Source organism: Nitrincola schmidtii, from assembly GCF_008973715.1.
Lineage (GTDB): Bacteria > Pseudomonadota > Gammaproteobacteria > Pseudomonadales > Balneatricaceae > Nitrincola > Nitrincola schmidtii.
Map to the genome: position 1 here is coordinate 75282 of NZ_WBOL01000012.1, position 18204 is coordinate 93485.

Here is an 18204-nt window from a genome sequence, read left to right on the forward strand (position 1 = left end):
TAAAGAAGATGAATGGTAGGGAAAAATATTTCCAGTGTCGTTTATGTTGGTGGGTGGCAAGTGCCGTATTTGCTGCCATTCTCTTTATCGAGGCTGTCATTCTATTACCTTCTTATTTCAATTATGAACGAGACCGCTTAAAAGCATTACAAGAGGCAAGTTATCAAGCTTTAATGGCGCTTCCTTCTTTACAGCAAGCCGAGCTAGACCGTTTAAGTCAAACCACTCTAGTGAGAGGGCTTAGACTTCAAAATGTAGATGGAAGTGTTATCCGAGAAGCAGGTGAAACCTTTCAGACACTACCTACTATCGGCGATAAATTGAAGCGTATTGAGCAAGGTACCAGAACAGAAATCGCCTTTGACTTAGATAAACCACAGCCAATGCAAGTGCACGTTAGAATAAACAGTGAGCAGGTTGCGGGAGAGTTAGTTGCATTTGTGTGGCGTATCATCGGGTTGATCATTTTGATTGCCACAGTCGTTACGGTAACGACACTAATAGTCTTGCAATATTTAGTGTTGGGGCCTGTGTTATTACTGCGCAGTCGGATGCAAAAAGCATCAGAAGATCAGCGACATTATAAAAACTATTTAGGAACATTAAAGCGCAGTGACGAGTTAGGAGAGTTGTCCCTAGAGTTCGACCGCTTGCTTGAAGTAAACGCGGGGCGTTTAGCGTCACTCGCACGTTTTCCAGATGAAAATAACCAACCAGTGCTTCGAGTTAATCAAGAGGGTCAGTTACTCTATGCTAATAAAGCGAGTGACTTATTGTTAAAGGATTGGGGTATAGAAATAGGTGATGATATACCTCAACGTTGGCAAGAATTACTGTTAAGCGTTCTTAAGGCGGCAACCGCCAGTACCGTAGAACATCAAATAAACAATCAGTGGTTGTCTATACGTTTAGTTCCGTTTCCTGAAGCGGGCTATATCAATTTGTATGCTGCGGATATCTCTGAACGAAAAGAATACGAAGAAAGCTTAAGGCACCAGCGAAATCATGATCAATTGACTGGGTTGCCTAATTTAGCCGTATTTCAGGACCGTTTATGTCAGGCATTGACGGCTAACGCTGTTCATAAACAGCCACTGGCTGTTTTGATGATGGGCTTAAAAGGATTTTCCTTAATTAATGGTGTTGCTGGTCATGAGGCAGGAGACCATGTATTGCGAGAAGTCGCATCTCGATTAGAGAAAATACTGCCACCTAACATCACTCTTGCACGCGTAGGGGGGGATATCTTTGGTGTCTTGATCCCTCAATACACTAATCTCAATGAAGTGGCAGCGTTTGCTGAGCGTCTCGTTTCAGCAATCCTCCCAGAGTTTCAATGGCAAGACCATGCATTGAGCTGCAAGTCTAGAATTGGCGTGGCGATATACCCTGAAGATGGCCAAGATTATTCAAGTTTGATTGCCCGAGCTGATTTAGCCATGACGAGTGCTGGCGCTGAAAATGGGCGTTATGTACATTTCTTCGTGTCAGGACTCAATGAAAAATTACAGCGTCATCAGCAGCGTTTGGTGGATTTGACGCAAGCACTCCAACGTGGCGAAATTGAAGCCTGGTATCAACCACAGGTCGACGGTTTGACCGGGCGGATCACAGGGGCGGAAGCCTTGGTTAGGTGGCGTCATCCGAAAGATGGCTTGATCTCTCCAATGGAGTTCATTCCTTTAGCGGAAGAAAGTGGATTGATTTTACCTTTGGGGCAACAAGTATTGGAACAGGCCTGTCATCAGGCGGCCCAGTGGAGAAACAGCACAGGCTTTGAAGATTTTTCTATCGCTGTGAATTTATCGGCTCGCCAATTAAATGATCCAGACTTAGTCAGTAAAGTGGACAGCGTTCTGCGACTGACAGGTTTAACACCAGCCGCTTTGGAGTTGGAAATCACCGAAAGTGCTGTGATGGATAATACAGAACAAGCGATTGCGGTGTTAGAGCGGCTGTCTCAGTTGGGTGTGCGTTTGTCAGTAGATGATTTCGGTACAGGGTATTCTTCGTTGTCCTATCTGAAACGGTTACCCGTCAATAAGATTAAAATTGACCGTGCGTTTGTCAAAGATCTTCCTGAAGATCTGAAAGATAAAGCACTTTGCCAAGCTGTCGTTGCGATGGGCCAAGCGTTGGGGCTTAAGGTGCTTGCAGAGGGTGTGGAAACACAAGCACAAGCCGAACTGCTTATGCAGCTCGGATGTACTGCTTTTCAAGGCTACTTTTATGGTCGTCCCGTCATTGCATCGGAGTTATCCGGATCATTAGTTGGACAGCCTGAATGATCTGCTGTGGCGGACAAGATTAGATCAGAATACCACGCCTTGGCTTCACCACCGGCGTTATCGCTGTCGCTCATCAAGGCTAAGGCGATAACACGTGGATTCGGGTTGTCAAAATAGCGTTGGAAATCCTGTGCTAGGTTGCGACTTTCTGCAATCCATTGGTTTTTCAGTAGATCTCCAGATTGTAACGCGACCAAATGCGCTCGTTGAGTAAATGCATTGGGCCAATCTGTGCCTTGAGCTTGTTCGCTGGCCCACACATAGTTGAGTGCTTGGACCTGCCAAGGTAGTCGTCCCGTTTTGGCTACCGCATAAACACGTGCGGGATAGTCATCGCCTGCTTTGGTGGTTTCGTCAACACCCGAAAAGGTATTACTGATTCGCCAACACCAATGTAAAAAGGGTGTTTCTTGTAAATTGACCTCACCTTCCCAGCCAATGCCGGATGCAGATAGGTTAGTACGAGCAAAAAGTACCTCTTGGTCGCCTGCACTGACGATACGATAGAGCGTTTGACCGCTAAATCGCTCCGTTTTCCAGCCTTCAAGGCCTGATACGGAAAAGGCGGGCGGAACTGCCGTTAAGGGTTCAGCGGCAAAGACTGTGGATGAAATAAAATGGCTTGTAAGAAAACATAGGGTTAAACGACTAAACTTCATAAATGCCTCCGAGGCTTTTATTTATATAGCGTTTAGTGTCATCAGTCAGCAGATTCTTACACAATCAGTGAAAAGGTAAATTCAGTGCCAAAGGGTAGCATCATTATTCCTGTGTTAAATGAAGCGGAACACCTAGTGTCACGACTACAAGCGTTACAGTCGTTTCGAGAGCAGGATATTGAGTTGATTTTAGTAGATGGTGGAAGTTCTGATCATACACAGCAGTTATCTGAAGGTTGGGTTGATCAATTGATTTGCTCTGGTGCCGGACGTGCTTTGCAGATGAACTCAGGCGCTCACCAAGCAACAGGGACATGGCTTTTTTTTCTGCATATCGACACACGTTTTACTGCTGAAGCTGAAAAAGCCCTGCTCTCAATAGTGTCTAATGAGGCTCCAAACTGGGGGCGCTTTGATGTGTTGATTGAGGGTAAGCACCCACTATTAGGATTAGTGGCTAACATGATGAACCTACGTTCACGCTTGTCGGGCATTGCCACCGGCGATCAGTTGATCTTTGTACACCGCTCATTATTTGATGCGGTCGGAGAGTTTCCTAAACAGCCGTTAATGGAAGATGTAGAGTTCTCTAAGAGAATGAAAAAGATCCAACCGCCACTGTGTTTGTCTGAACGGGTCATCACCTCAGGGCGCCGTTGGGATCAAAATGGGTTTTGGTCAACGGTGTTATTAATGTGGTCACTGAGGTGGCGCTATTGGCGAGGGGAAACGGCTGACGAGTTGGTTAAGGAATATTACTCATGACATCACCACGTATTCAGTTAGCTATCTTTGCCAGAGCACCGATTGCAGGACAGTGCAAAACACGTTTAATTCCAGCACTGGGCGCTGAGGGCGCTGCGCAACTTCATGCGACTCTGGTAGAGAAAACGGTGAAAACGGCACTTGCCGTTCCTCATGCCGACGTGACACTGTGGACAGTTGATAAACCAGAGCATCCTTTTTTCAGGCGTTTAGTAACAGACTACCCATTGTTAAAATGGCAACAGCAGCCTGAGGGTGATTTAGGCGAGCGAATGCATCACGTGTTTATGACGCAACAACAGCCAACGTTGTTAATGGGTAGTGACTGTCCCGCGTTTACATCTGATCTATTGCAGCATTACGCTTGCTTACTTACTCAGCACGCAGCGGTGTTTGTTCCCGCTGAGGATGGTGGTTATGTCTTAGTAGGCTTACAGGAACCCTGTTCACAGATATTTGAACAGATGGAGTGGGGCACCGCTGAGGTAATGCAACAAACACGTAAACGGCTACAGCAGGCGCAGATCGATTGGGTTGAAGCAGAGTCGCTCTGGGATATTGATCGTCCAGAAGATCTGAGTCGACTGACTGTATCATCCAATTCTTTACATAGTGCGTAGTTAAGCATAATATTTATTTAATCCGTTGGGGTGCCGTCAAAGGCTGAGAAGTGTTTCATACACTAACCCATCGAACCTGATACGGGTAATACCGGCGAAGGGAACGGGTAGTCTGCTTTCAATTCTCCTTTTCTGTTCGCTCGTGCACCCGTTTTGACTCTGGCGTGTATAGGGCAAGTTTCATGTCTGACATTTCAATTATTGGTGCGGGTGTCGCTGGCCTGTGTGTTGCCAACGAGCTGCTATCTCGTGGCGTATCTATTCGTGTTTATGATCATCAACCCTTACCCGGACCTCATGCTTGTTCTTGGTGGGCTGGCGGAATGCTGGCACCTTTTTGTGAACGCGAAAGTGCGGAACAAGAAGTGGTTCGTTTTGGGTCGGAAGCTATTGATTGGTGGGATCAGCATACCGGTGTCGTGCAACGAAATGGCTCTTTGGTGTTAAGCACAACCCGTGATCGCAATGAGCTAGTTCGATTTGCGAAACGCACCAGTGACTATGAGTTGTTAGATGCACAGCAAGTGTCAGCCCTAGAACCCGATCTTTCAGGACATATTCGTCAAGCGTTGCATTTCAGCGGTGAAGCCCACCTAGATCCACGCAAAGCCTTATTAACACTCGCTGAAAACCTTAACGCGGCAGGAGTCGTTATAGAACAAGGTGAGCCATCGGCTGATAGCAAGGTTATCGACTGTCGAGGGTTAGCTGCGATGGATAGGTTATCCGGACTGCGCGGTGTCAAAGGCGAGATGCTGGTGTTGCGCTGCCCAGAATTGTCGATCTCACGTCCGGTGCGTTTTATTCATCCCCGTATGCCGCTGTACATCGTTCCTCGTGGTGAGGGTATTTACATGCTGGGCGCGACCATGCTGGAAACGTCAGAGGGCAATCGACTAACTGTTCGTTCGGTGTTGGAATTGTTATCCGCCGCGTACGCATTACATCCAGCCTTTGCAGAAGCCGAAATTATTGAAACCGGTGTTGATGTACGTCCTGCGTTCGCTGATAACCTGCCTCGCATTCGCCAACATAATGGACGCATCTATGTGAATGGCTTGTATCGACACGGCTACCTTTTATCACCCGCGTTGGCTCGCATGACCGCTGATCTTGTCTTGAATAACCACATTCCCGAGGCTTTTTATGAAGATTTTCTATAACGGTGAACTCATGGAAGTCACAGCAGAAAGTCTTGATGCTCTGTTGCGTGAGTTGAACTTAGAAGGGCAGGCGGTTGCTACGGCCGTGAATGGTGATTTTGTGCCGCGATCACTGCGTGCTGAAAAATTATTGATTGAAAACGACCACGTCGAAGTGGTTGCACCGATGCAAGGGGGCTGAAGTGAAAACCTTTTATGGCGTAGAGCTAGACAGTGCATTAATGCTTGGGACTGCACTTTATCCGTCACCCGCGATTATGGCGCAGGCCTTTGATGCGTCAAAAGCATCTGTCGCTACCGTGTCATTGAGACGTGAAAACTCAGGTGGACAGGCTTTCCGAGAGTGGTTGCAAACCTTAAATGTTCGTTTGCTCCCCAATACAGCCGGTTGTTATTCGGTTAAAGAAGCGGTGACCACAGCACACATGGCAAGAGAGTTATTTGATACTACTTGGATCAAGTTAGAGGTCATTGGCCAAAGTGATACCTTACAGCCCGATCCATTTGGTTTGGTGGATGCTGCCAGAATCCTGTGTGATGAGGGTTTTGATGTCTTTCCTTACACCACAGAAGACTTGGTGCTAGCCGAGCGCTTGGTCGAGGTTGGATGTCGTGTGTTGATGCCTTGGGGTGCGCCGATAGGTTCGGGTTTAGGATTGAACAACCCCTATGGTCTTCGCAGCCTTCGTCATTATTTTCCTGATATTCCACTGGTGGTCGATGCCGGCATCGGGCTTCCTTCTCATGCGGCACAAGCGATGGAGTTGGGCTATGACGCAATTTTGCTGAATACCGCCGTTGCCAAAGCGGGTGATCCCGTTGCCATGGCGAAGGCCTTTGCCTTAGCCGTCGAAGCAGGTCAAACCGCCTATCAAGCCAGCCCTATGGAACCTCGTGATATGGCAAGTCCTTCCACTCCCGTCATAGGAAAGGCATGGTTATGAAGCTACCTCATCGTTTTTATCCCATTGTTGATAGCTCACATTGGGTTGAAAGATTGCTGCCTCAGGGCGTAAAGCTGGTGCAGCTGCGCATCAAAAACAGGTCTGAATCTGATTTGCGAGCCGAAGTGATGAAAAGCCTAGCCTTGGCACGTCAGCATCAAGCGGCATTAGTGATTAATGATTATTGGCAATTAGCCATCGAACTCGGTGCAGATTGGCTGCATTTAGGCCAGGAAGATCTTGAAGAAGCAGACTTAACCGCCATACGCCGTGCCGGTATTCGTTTAGGTATCAGCACTCATAGCGATGATGAATTGGAGAATGCGCTGCGTCATACACCAGACTATGTGGCGTTAGGGCCTGTGTTTCCAACCACGACGAAACAGATGCCTTGGCAACCTCAGGGCGCTGACAATGTGGTTCGATGGAAGCAGCGAGTGGGTGATATCCCCTTATGTGCCATCGGAGGAATCACATTAGAACGAGCACCCGTCATCTATCAAGCTGGCGCTGATCTCATTGCTGTCGTTAGTGATGTGACAGCCGCGCAAGACCCCGAGCAGCGGACTCGAGACTGGATTGCCTTTGCGGAAAAGAAAGTCAACGGAGGTGCACATGACTGATATCCCTCGTGTGTTAACCATTGCCGGTTCCGATAGTGGTGGTGGTGCGGGTATTCAAGCGGATTTAAAAACCTTCAGTGCCTTAGGTGTCTACGGTGCGTCAGTGATCTGTGCCTTGACGGCACAAAACACGCGAGAAGTCAGAGCAATTCACGCGGCACCACCTGAATTTATTCGGATGCAATTAGAGGCTGTATTTGATGATATTCAAATAGATGCCGTCAAAATTGGCATGCTTGCTGATCCGGATACGGTGCGTTGTGTTGCCCAAGCGCTGCGTCAATACGCGCCAGCCATTATTGTGGTGGACCCTGTCATGGTGGCCAAAAGTGGTGATCGTTTGTTAGCAGAAGAGGCGATCGCGTCGCTCTGTTCAGAACTTTTACCCTTAGCCACCTTAATAACACCTAATTTACCCGAAGCGGCTGTATTAACAGGGCAGATGGAGCCAACAACCTTAGAGCAAATGCTCTCATTACTGCCTGCACTCAATCAGCTTGGGAGCAAAGCGGTGTTATTGAAAGGTGGACATCTGCAGCAGGATGCAGAATGTATCGATCTTTTATTCAGTGAAGGTCAGTTGCATCAGTTTACCTCACCGCGCATTCATACAGACAACACCCATGGAACGGGCTGTACCTTATCCTCTGCCATTACTGCTGAATTAGCGAAAGGGGCAACCTTGCCGCTATCAGTGGCTAATGCAAAAGAGTGGCTCAGTGGCGCAATAGCCGCGTCGTCGCAGTTAAACGTCGGCCAAGGACATGGTCCAGTGCATCATTTTTATCAACTTTGGCAATGACTTGTCGGTCAACATAACGCTTATAAAAGGACCCATCATGAAAACGTCTACAACAGAAAATGCAACATCAAAAAAAGCGCAACACGCTTCGCCGCTGAACCAGACAGCGCAGGTGGACAGTCTAGCGGTACAGCCTTTTCCTCAATCACGAAAAGTGTATATAGAGGGAAGCCGTCCTGATATTCGTGTGCCGATGCGCGAAATTACCTTGGCAGATACGCCGACTGCTGCTGGGCCTGAAAAAAATCCACCGTTATATGTCTATGATACGTCCGGCTTATACACCGACCCCGAAGCGAGTATTGATGTTCGTAAAGGCTTGCCACCACTGCGTGATGCATGGATACAAGAACGAGATGATACTGAATTGCTAGACGATCTTTCTTCTGATTACGGTCGTGCTCGTGCGGCTGATTTGCGCTTGGATGAACTGCGCTTCGATCTACAGCGCAAACCACGCCGAGCTAAATCGGGTAAAAACGTTACCCAGCTTCACTATGCTCGTCAGGGTATTATCACGCCTGAGATGGAGTTTATTGCCATTCGTGAAAATATGAAGCTTGCCAAACAGCATGCGGATCAGCCGTTATTAGCGCAGCAGCATCCGGGGCAATCCTTTGGTGCGCGTTTACCGGATGAAATCACACCTGAGTTTGTCCGTGCTGAAGTGGCAGCAGGACGTGCGATTATCCCGTGTAACATTAACCATCCCGAACTCGAGCCGATGATTATTGGACGAAACTTCTTGGTTAAAATTAACGGAAATATTGGCAATTCGGCGCTAACGTCTTCGATTGAGGAAGAAGTAGAGAAGATGACCTGGGGAACGCGTTGGGGCGCTGATACCATTATGGATCTCTCTACGGGTAAAAATATCCACGAAACCCGCGAATGGATTTTGCGTAACTCTCCTGTGCCCATCGGGACGGTACCAATTTATCAGGCATTAGAAAAAGTAAATGGCGTTGCCGAAGACTTAAATTGGGAAGTGTTCCGTGACACGCTGATAGAGCAAGCCGAGCAGGGTGTGGATTACTTTACCATTCATGCTGGGGTGCTGTTGCGATTTGTGCCGATGACAGCAAAGCGTATGACTGGCATTGTCTCGCGCGGTGGCTCCATTATGGCGAAATGGTGTTTGGCGCATCATCAAGAAAATTTCTTGTATACCCATTTCGAAGAGATTTGTGAAATCTGTAAAGCCTATGATGTGGCGTTTTCCTTGGGAGACGGTTTACGTCCCGGTTCCATCTATGATGCCAATGATGAAGCGCAGTTTGCAGAGTTAGAGACCCTAGGGGAGTTGACCAAAATCGCTTGGAAGCATGATGTTCAAGTGATGATTGAAGGTCCAGGCCATGTACCGATGCACCTGATCAAAGAGAATATGGATAAGCAATTAGAATGCTGTGATGAAGCCCCTTTTTATACATTAGGGCCACTGACCACCGATATTGCACCCGGATACGATCATATTACCTCGGGAATCGGTGCTGCGATGATCGGTTGGTACGGTTGTGCGATGCTTTGCTATGTAACGCCTAAAGAGCATTTGGGCTTACCGAATAAAGATGATGTAAAAACAGGCATCATCACCTATAAGATCGCTGCTCATGCGGCGGATTTAGCCAAAGGACATCCGGGTGCGCAAATCCGTGATAATGCCATGTCTAAGGCGCGCTTCGAGTTTCGTTGGGAAGATCAGTTCAATATCGGTCTTGATCCGGATACAGCACGCGCTTTTCACGATGAAACCTTACCGAAGGACTCGGCGAAAGTGGCGCATTTCTGCTCGATGTGTGGGCCGAAATTCTGCTCGATGAAAATCTCGCAAGAGGTTCGTGATCTGGATGCGGCGCAAATCGCGTCGATGCAGGCTCAAGTGCATGCAGGTATGCAGGAGAAGTCACAGGAGTTTAAGCAAACTGGCGCGGAGATTTACCACAAAGCGTAATAGCCGGTAACCTACTAAAGGCACCCTAAAGGGCTTTTCCATCTAAACTGGAAAGGCCCTTTGTCGTTTAACCAGTTGTGTAATTTAGAGGCTATCAACGGCTTTTTTATAAGGTTTCTTTCTTCCATCTTTCTCAGTTGCTATTATTTCGCCCGAATGTCATAAAAATTTAACACAACTGTCACAAAATACAGGCAGAATGCGTGTCATAAAACCTTAACCCAACTGTCATAAAACTTGTTGAGCGCCTCATGACCTACACTTTGTTCGATTTCCTCCAGTTGATCGGCTCACTGGGTATCTTCATTTTTGGTATGAAAATCTTCAGTGAAGGTCTTCAGAAGATAGCCGGTAACCGTCTCAAAGGTATCTTAAGCGGTATGACACGTAATCGTGTTACGGGACTGTTTACCGGTTTTGCAACCACGGCGATTACCCAGTCATCCACCACTACCACGGTTATGGCTGTCAGCTTTGTTAATGCGGGATTGCTAACCTTTGTTCAGTCCACGGGCGTGATCATGGGGGCGAACATCGGTACGACAATTACGGCTTGGTTAGTGGCACTGTTTGGATTTAAGTTCCAGATCACACCGATTGCCTTGGCAGTCATCGGTTTGTTTTTTGTATTTTTGTTCTCTAAAAATGCTCGCTGGCGCAATATTGCAGAAGCGATGGTTGGCTTTGGTATTCTTTTTATCGGGCTGGAGTTTATTAAAGGTTCGGTACCTGATATTAATACCAACCCCGCAATGTTCAGCTTTTTGGATAGTTTCTCAGATTATGGTTATCTATCGCTGATACTGTTCGTCTTTGTCGGTACGATTTTAACCTTACTGACGCAATCCTCTTCCGCTGCAACTGCTATTACATTAGTCATGCTATTTGAGGGTTGGATCTCTTTTCCTATCGCTGCCGCGATGATTTTGGGAGAAAACATCGGTACCACAGTGACGGCAAATATAGCGGCATTGGTCGGTAATGTGCATGCCAAACGAGCAGCAAGATTTCACTTCTTTTTCAATGTGATCGGTGTGACGTGGATGATGATATTGATCTATCCTGTGTTGGGATTGATCGATAATGTGGTTCAGTTCTTCACAGAATCGTCTATTTCAGTGTTGAGTGGATCAGTAGAGTCTAGGCCCAATGCTACCTTAGCACTATCACTTTTCCACACCAGTTTTAACGTGCTTAACGTTCTCATATTGTTTGCTTTTGTGCCTTACATTGTTCGTTTTGTCGAGTATATTCAGCCAGATAAAGGCGGTGCGGATGATGAATTTCATCTGCAATACATCAGTACCGGTATGATGACATCACCTTTATTTGCTATCCAGCAGGCGCAAAAAGAAATACAGATCTTTGCAGGAATCACCGAGCAGATGCATGGTCAGGTAAAACAGCTGCTGTTTGACCCTACCGCTAACCGAGAAGAGTTGTTGGAACAACTGCATAAAGATGAGCAGAAGACCGACACATTAGAAATAGAAATCTCTGATTATTTGGTGCGTATTAGTGAAAGAACCTCGTTAGAGCATGAACTAACAGAGCGCATTCACAATATGCAGGCGATGCTGAACGATCTTGAGCGTATTGGTGATATTTATTACCAAATAGGAAAAACTGCAGATAAATTGCAGGATTATCAAACCGATTGGCCTGAAGAAGCGGTGGCCGAATTGGGTAGCATGATGGACGTGCTTTATGAAGCTATCCAGAATATGGTGAATAACGTTTCCAAAGAACCGAATGCGGTAAGGTTAGAGGATGCTGTCGCATTAGAAAAACGTATTAACAGGCATCGTAAACAGTTCAGAAAGAATCATTACAAGCGACTTGAAAATGGCAACTATCCGGCTCGAACCGGGATGGTTTTTATCGATGCATTGAACCGTTTCGAACGTATTGGTGATCATGTGATTAATATCAATGAGTATGCCAGCGGTAACCGCATCAAAGGTACTTCTTGATCACTTCTTAATCTGATTTACACACGAAAACCCCTTTGACATGGCAGTTATTGGGGTTAACGTGTATATTTATTAGAGCTGTTTAATGTTTTGAAGCATTTGCTCAGAATAATCTGCTCTCAGGATTAAGAACCCATGGACACATTTGCGCCGCAGTTAAGATGGCGAGCAGTCAAGTTATCTGCGGTGATGTTGTGGCTGATTCTGTGTGTGTTTTCCTCCTCTTTACTTTTTGCTTCAGTTTCAAATGATCGCTCTAACACCCTTCACTTTGGCGTTTTTTCCTACCTAGGTGATGAACAAACCTATCAAAAGTTCGCACCTCTTGTAGAGTATTTAAATAGCGTTCTTGAAGATGAATGGATTGAGTTACATGTTCTGTCTCAAGAAAAGTTGAATGAGCGCATCAGTGAAGGAAGCATTGATATCGTAACGACCAACCCAACTCATTTCTTAGTCGCTCGAAGTCAATTCCCGTTGACGGGTGTGATTGCAACACTGGTTCAATCTTATGATGGAGTGCCATCGCATTATCTAGGTGGCGTCATATTAACGCTGGCGCATCGTGACGATATTGGTTCATTACGAGATATACACGGTAAAGTCGTTGCCACTCCAAGCCGAGATAATCTTGGAGGATATCGTGCGCAAGTGTATGAGTTACATCTTGCGGGTATTAGGGTTCCTGATGACTTATCTGCCTTGATTGAAGTGGGTACACATCGAGAGTCGGTAAGGGCTTTACTGGATGGTCGAGCTGATGTGGCGTTTGTACGCGATGGTATTATGGAGCAGTTACTTCGAGAAGGTTTTTTACCAGAGCGCTCCATAAAGCTATTAAATGCACAAATTAATGCCGATTTTATTCATAAACTGTCTACTCGACTTTATCCTGAGTGGCCGGTGTTTGCTTTACCTCATGTCGATGAGAGAGCAGTTCGACATATCGCTGCAGCACTTTTTTCTTTAGATTCTGATAACCCTTTAGCTATGCAAGCCGGTATATATGGGTTTACCGTGCCTGCTGATTATCAAGCGGTCGAAACCTTATCTCGAACTCTACGACTACCTCCCTACGATCAACTACCTGATTTTACTTTAAAAGATGCTTGGCAGCGTTGGCAGTTTTTGATCATTTTTGTTGCTGTTGCGGTCAGTATTATTTTTCTACTTAGCCTTGGTTTAGTGTGGTTGTGGCGCAAAGCGCATGTGGATCGTGATCGCTTTGGAACCTTGTTACAGGGGTTAGGAGAAGGTGTGTATGGCACGGATAAAGAGGGGCGTTGTACCTTTATCAATGAAGCAGCGACGCAGATGCTACAGACGTCTTCAAAAGCAGTGTTAGGTAAGGATCAGCATAGTCTTTTTCATCACCATTATCAGGATGGTCGGTTTTATCCGTATTCAGAGTGCCCTATCACCCAAACACTGAATGATGGTCGTAAGCGTGAGTTGAGAGAATGGTTCATTCGTCAAGACGATGGACGTCATTTCCCCGTAGATCTTACCGTTACGCCTCTGTTTAATAAGGATTCAATAGTAGGTGCGGTTGTTGCCTTTTCTGATATTACCCGTCGTGTCAAAGTGGAAGAGGAAAACAAGCGCCTAACTCAGTACAACCGAATGTTATTGGAGTCTGCAGGTGATGGTATCTATGGTATTGATATGCATGGTAAGTGCACCTTTATTAACCCCGCTGCCCTAAAAATGTTAGGTTTTAATGCGGAAGAAGTTTTAGGCCAAGATCCACATCAGATTTTCCATTATTGTTACCCCGATGGCAGCGACTATCCATCCCATAAATGTCCAGTCCACCTCACCAAAATGAAAGGTGTCGAAACCGAGTGTGAAGATCACTTTATCAACAGCGAGGGTGAGTCTCTACCGGTGCATCTAAAAGTCAGTCCAATTTTTGAAGATCAGGCTCAGGTGGGTGTTGTGGTTGTGTTTCAGAATATTACAGAACAAAAAGCCTTGCAGGCTCGTTTGATCACTTTAACGACAACGGATGACTTGACTGGTTTGTACAATCGACGGTACTTCCAAAAACAGTTGAGTAAAGAGTTTGCTCGCTTTCAGCGTTCCTTCGCTGAAACGGCAGTATTGATGCTTGACTTGGATTTCTTCAAGCAAATTAACGATACCTATGGGCATGCTGCCGGTGACAAAGTGCTGAAAGATTTTGCTGAACTGTTACTCAATGCACAACGAAACAGTGATTTCTGTGCTCGCGTCGGTGGTGAAGAGTTTGCTTTACTCTTGCCGGATACTTCGCTGAGTCATGCGTTGAGTTTTGCTAATCGTTTAACCAAGCAGGTCAGAGAAGCCGTATTTAGTTTCAATGATAAAAGGATTCCCTTAACGGTGAGTATTGGCTGTACACACATGTATATCGATGACAGTCATCCAGATATGGTGTTAGCTCGTGCTGATAGAGCGTTATATCAAGCCAAAGAATCCGGCAGAGATCGGGTTGTTGCCTATGGTCAGTGATCACTGAAGACTAAGGTTGTCTTGCGTCATTTATGAAAAATGTTTTAACTTATGAGTGACTTATTAATAGGAAGTATTTGATTTAGTTGTTTGTTCTGAGTAGTCTTGATGATAACCCCTTTTCTATAGTGGTTTTTAAAATGAAACGATTTTTTTATTTTCTATTACTTATGCTCAGCATGAGTAGTGTGTCGTTACCTGCACAAGATTTTTTAGTGGTGCCAGCAACTTCAACAGATCTTCAGATGGTGCGTGAAGGTGGTTTCGTTTTATTTATTCGACACGGTCCGACCGATTCATCTAGACCTGATCACGTTCCTATCGATTTAAACGACTGTAATACCCAGCGTCCCTTAACCGAACAGGGAAAAGTACTGATGTCAGGTGTTGCTGAGGCCATTCAGTTAGCCGGTTTTCCATTAGGAAATATCTATACCAGTCCTCTATGTAGAGCCGTTGAAACCACCGAAATTTTATTCGGCACTGATACTTTTACCGTGGAAAAGTATTTAATGTATGTTGCAGCGCTGACATCGAACGAAAAAATACCCATTATCGCCAAGACTCAAGCCTTACTGAGTGAAGATGTGTCTTTAGGTGAAAATCGTATCCTAGTTGCACATGGTCCCAACTTGGTTGAGGTGATGGATTATTTTCCAGTTGAAGGGGCTTTAGTCATTTTTAAACCCTTAGGTGATGAAGGTGGCTTTGAATATATAGCGACCATCGAACCCGATCATTGGGCAGAGTTACTGCCTAACCTCGAGTAATTAAGATGCGAGCCGGAAAAACAGTACTACTGATGTTTCTACTTCCGGCATTCGCTGTATTGGTGTTTTCTTTCGGTATTGGTCTGCTGTCATTAAAAAGTTTAAAGTCGCAATATCTGATCAATAGCGATGTTCAAGCCAGTGACTTACTAACACTGCATCAAGAGTCCACTTTTAAACGAGATATCTCTGAACTTCATCAGCGAGTATCTGATACATTGGATTCTGCTCGGAAAGGCGCTTTAAGTGATATCGGGTTATATCGACTGCATGCTCATCTTGTGGATGATCTGGCTGCTATAGAGCAGCAAGTTGAAGTGTTAGCAGCGTCTAATCTTTTGCGGGAAGTTAACCATGATTCTGTTAATGGTTTACGACAATCGTTTACCGAATATCGTAGACTGGTCATTATGGCAACAGAAATAGCTGCGATTGACCCAAATACCGCCAACACTTTTTTTGCCGAAGCGCAAACTAGCTTTAATCAATTTTCAATCTTTTCTGGTCGTATTGCCATGCTCCTTACAGAGCGAACGATGCAGCGAGAAAAAGAAGCCCGTCAGCGTCATGAAGAAGCCTTTGTGCAAATTTTTGTGTTTAGTCTTTTAGGTGCCGCTTTGATATTCGTTGCGGTGTTGATCATTGCGATTAGAATTAGTGGTCATGTTCGTGATATCGCCGATGCCCTAAGTGAACTGTCTTATAACTCACAATCGGATATTCACCTTCCCAAAATGGAAAGGTTACAAGTCAGCTCTTCAGGAGAGTTTGGCCGTATTGCCAATGTCATCCTAGGTTTTCGCGATGATATGGTCCGGCGTATTAAAGCCGAGGAAGAAAATCATCGTTTAATATTTTATGATGCGTTGACTGAGCTTCCCAATCGTCGTTTTTTACAGGAACAACTTCAGTATGCTGTAGGGACAGGAGCGCGAGTGAATAATTTTCATGCGCTCTTATGGTTAGATTTAGATCGCTTCAAAGTGATCAATGATGTTCGAGGCCATCAAGCGGGCGATCATTTATTAATTGAAGTGACTAAACATTTGAACCAAATGCTGAGAGAGGGCGATCTTCTTGCGCGTGTCGGTGGCGATGAGTTTGCTATCTTTTTTGAGCTACCACAAAAACAACAATCGGAAGCGGCAAAAGAAGCTGAACGGATAGCGCTGCGAATTTGTGCTGGACTCAGCCGAGAGTATTTTATTGATGGTCATGGACATTTCATGACAGCAAGTATGGGTATCGTGCTGTTTTCCGATCGACATATCGGGGTAGAAACGCTTCTTAGTCAAGCAGAAGTCGCTAAGTATCAAGCCAAGGATACCGGTCCAGGAACAGTGTCTTTCTATGATCCTAATATTCAAGCTGAGATCAACAGAGTAGCGGAATTAGAAAGCGAGCTTCGCTCTGCTTTAGATCTAGAACAATTGATTTTGCACTATCAACTTCAGTTTGATGAGCATTCAAAGCCTGTCGGTGCTGAAATCTTAATGCGTTGGCAGCATCCTGAAAAAGGGTTGATTTCACCTTTAGATTTTATACCACTAGCAGAAGAGAGTGGTTTGATAGTGCCGATTGGTAAGTGGGTAATAGAGTCAGCTTGTAAATTATTGTCCAATTGGCAGTTCAACCCTTCGTTAAGGCATATGCAACTTGCTGTTAACGTCAGTGCCAAACAGTTCCGCCAGGAAAATTTTGTTGAGATGGTACTGAGCATTATTGAACAAACCGGTGCTCCAGCAGATAAATTAAAACTTGAATTGACGGAATCCATTCTTCTCGAAAATGTTGAGAAAGCGATTCGGAAAATGAAGGCGTTGCGGGCTAAGGGTATTACCTTTGCCATGGATGACTTTGGTACGGGTTACTCATCATTACAATACTTGAAGCGCTTACCCTTAGATCAGATAAAAATCGATCAATCGTTTGTGCGAGACATTGTTGACGATCCTGAAGATACGGTCATTATCCAAACGATTATTGCGATGGGTCAGGCGTTGTCTATCGAAGTTATCGCTGAAGGCGTAGAGACAGAAGAGCAACTAAGTCTTCTGTCTGCATACGGTTGCCATCGTTACCAAGGTTATCTATTTACTAAGCCAGTCAGTCTAAGTGACTGTTTGTCGTTAATTAAGCGCTTTAACAATAAAACCTAGTCGTTCTTTAGGGGATTATGATCTAAGCGTTTAATCAATCTGCACTAAAAATATCTGGCATATTGGGCTAATTCTTCAGCAGTTAACAGGAACACACCATTTCCACCTTTTTCAAATTCAGCCCAAGTAAAGGGTATTTGAGGAAACTGATCAATAATATGTTGTTCGCTATTACCAACTTCGACGACCAGTAAACCATCTTCTGCGAGGTATTGACTGGCTTCACGCAAAATTTTGCGGGTAATATCTAGGCCATCACTGCCTGATGTCAGGGCTAATTTAGGTTCGTGCTGGTATTCTGAAGGCATCGAGTTAAAGTCAGCTAAATCAACATAAGGAGGATTGCTGACAATCAGGTCATAACGTTTGCCACTTAATCCAGCGAAGAGATCACTTTCAATCGCATGAACACGATGAGTCAGTTCGTGGCGTTCAATATTTTTCTGAGCAACTTTAAGCGCATCGGTTGATATATCGACTAGATCTACCTGCGACTCAGGGAACTGATAGGCACAAGCGATGCCTATACAACCACTACCGGTACACAAATCGAGGATATGATCGACAGGGCCCGGTCTTAACCAAGGTGAAAAAAGTTGCTCGGTTAATTCCGCGATAGGTGATCTGGGAATGAGGACTCGCTGATCGACATAAAAAGGAATGCCCATATACCAAGCTTCGCCAGTGATATAGGGCAGTGGTATACGTTCTTCAGTTCGGCGGCGAATAAAGGTTAAAATACGCTGTTTTTCTTGAGTTGTAAGGCGTGCATCTAATACGTGATGACTAGCATCCCAAGGCAGATGGACAGCGTTCAGAACTAAATGAACAGCTTCATCCCATGGATTATCGGTTCCGTGCCCGTAAAATAAATTGGCCTGTTTAAAGCACGTCATCGCCCAGCGAATGTAATCGCGCAAGGTGTGTAATTCATTAGCGGGGTTGTCGGTTTGAAAGTTCATCTAGTGTGTTACTCTGACTACTGTTAGGT

Annotated in this window: 15 protein-coding genes and 1 riboswitch; of the genes, 13 read left to right on the plus strand and 2 right to left on the minus strand. The window is 45.4% G+C overall.

Annotated elements, in window-relative coordinates; translation table 11 throughout:
- Window positions 1-8: 8 nt before the first annotated feature.
- Window positions 9-2288: a putative bifunctional diguanylate cyclase/phosphodiesterase gene (locus tag F7R24_RS11450; protein ID WP_151671390.1), complete on the plus strand. Its 2280-nt coding sequence runs from the start codon at window positions 9-11 to the stop codon at window positions 2286-2288.
- Here F7R24_RS11450 and F7R24_RS11455 read toward each other — a convergent pair.
- Window positions 2228-2947, minus strand: coding sequence for a DUF3047 domain-containing protein (locus F7R24_RS11455; protein WP_151671391.1), 720 nt, complete (start codon window positions 2945-2947; stop codon window positions 2228-2230). The genes F7R24_RS11450 and F7R24_RS11455 overlap by 61 nt on opposite strands.
- 84 nt (window positions 2948-3031) lie before the next feature.
- Between F7R24_RS11455 and F7R24_RS11460 the strand changes: the two genes are divergently transcribed.
- The 12 genes from F7R24_RS11460 to F7R24_RS11515 all read left to right on the plus strand — a co-directional run bounded on the left by F7R24_RS11460 (window position 3032) and on the right by F7R24_RS11515 (window position 17213).
- On the plus strand, window positions 3032-3712 hold the full coding sequence (locus F7R24_RS11460; protein WP_240776095.1) for a TIGR04283 family arsenosugar biosynthesis glycosyltransferase: 681 nt from the start codon (window positions 3032-3034) through the stop codon (window positions 3710-3712).
- Window positions 3709-4332, plus strand: a complete 624-nt coding sequence (locus F7R24_RS11465) for a TIGR04282 family arsenosugar biosynthesis glycosyltransferase (protein WP_151671393.1) — start codon at window positions 3709-3711, stop codon at window positions 4330-4332. Before F7R24_RS11460 ends, F7R24_RS11465 begins: the two co-directional genes overlap by 4 nt.
- 16 nt (window positions 4333-4348) lie before the next feature.
- Window positions 4349-4452, plus strand: a riboswitch (TPP riboswitch).
- 62 nt (window positions 4453-4514) lie between these two features.
- Window positions 4515-5495, plus strand: coding sequence for an FAD-dependent oxidoreductase (locus tag F7R24_RS11470; RefSeq protein WP_151671394.1), 981 nt, complete (start codon window positions 4515-4517; stop codon window positions 5493-5495).
- Window positions 5496-5505: 10 nt separating this feature from the next.
- Entirely contained in the window at window positions 5506-5676 is a 171-nt protein-coding gene (gene thiS, locus F7R24_RS11475; protein ID WP_206057532.1) for a sulfur carrier protein ThiS, read from the plus strand.
- A 1-nt stretch (window position 5677) separates the two neighbouring features.
- Window positions 5678-6439, plus strand: coding sequence for a thiazole synthase (locus F7R24_RS11480; RefSeq protein WP_151671396.1), 762 nt, complete (start codon window positions 5678-5680; stop codon window positions 6437-6439).
- Window positions 6436-7062, plus strand: a complete 627-nt coding sequence (locus F7R24_RS11485) for a thiamine phosphate synthase (RefSeq protein WP_151671397.1) — start codon at window positions 6436-6438, stop codon at window positions 7060-7062. The genes F7R24_RS11480 and F7R24_RS11485 overlap by 4 nt, the downstream gene beginning before the upstream one ends.
- Window positions 7055-7864, plus strand: a complete 810-nt coding sequence (gene thiD / locus F7R24_RS11490; protein WP_151671398.1) for a bifunctional hydroxymethylpyrimidine kinase/phosphomethylpyrimidine kinase — start codon at window positions 7055-7057, stop codon at window positions 7862-7864. Before F7R24_RS11485 ends, thiD begins: the two co-directional genes overlap by 8 nt.
- A gap of 37 nt (window positions 7865-7901) precedes the next feature.
- On the plus strand, window positions 7902-9818 hold the full coding sequence (thiC, locus tag F7R24_RS11495; protein ID WP_151671399.1) for a phosphomethylpyrimidine synthase ThiC: 1917 nt from the start codon (window positions 7902-7904) through the stop codon (window positions 9816-9818).
- A gap of 251 nt (window positions 9819-10069) precedes the next feature.
- Window positions 10070-11791, plus strand: coding sequence for a Na/Pi cotransporter family protein (locus tag F7R24_RS11500; protein WP_151671400.1), 1722 nt, complete (start codon window positions 10070-10072; stop codon window positions 11789-11791).
- A 135-nt stretch (window positions 11792-11926) separates the two neighbouring features.
- Window positions 11927-14284 carry a diguanylate cyclase gene (locus F7R24_RS11505; protein WP_151671401.1) on the plus strand — a complete coding sequence of 786 codons (2358 nt, stop codon included), beginning with the start codon at window positions 11927-11929 and terminating at the stop codon, window positions 14282-14284.
- Between the two features lie 140 nt (window positions 14285-14424).
- Complete coding sequence (locus F7R24_RS11510; RefSeq protein ID WP_151671402.1) at window positions 14425-15054, plus strand: histidine phosphatase family protein; 630 nt, start codon at window positions 14425-14427, stop codon at window positions 15052-15054.
- A gap of 5 nt (window positions 15055-15059) precedes the next feature.
- Window positions 15060-17213, plus strand: coding sequence for a putative bifunctional diguanylate cyclase/phosphodiesterase (locus F7R24_RS11515; protein WP_151671403.1), 2154 nt, complete (start codon window positions 15060-15062; stop codon window positions 17211-17213).
- Between the two features lie 44 nt (window positions 17214-17257).
- Here the strand turns inward: F7R24_RS11515 and prmB are convergent, their stop codons facing one another.
- Window positions 17258-18175, minus strand: a complete 918-nt coding sequence (prmB, locus tag F7R24_RS11520) for a 50S ribosomal protein L3 N(5)-glutamine methyltransferase (protein WP_151671404.1) — start codon at window positions 18173-18175, stop codon at window positions 17258-17260.
- Window positions 18176-18204 lie beyond the last annotated feature (29 nt).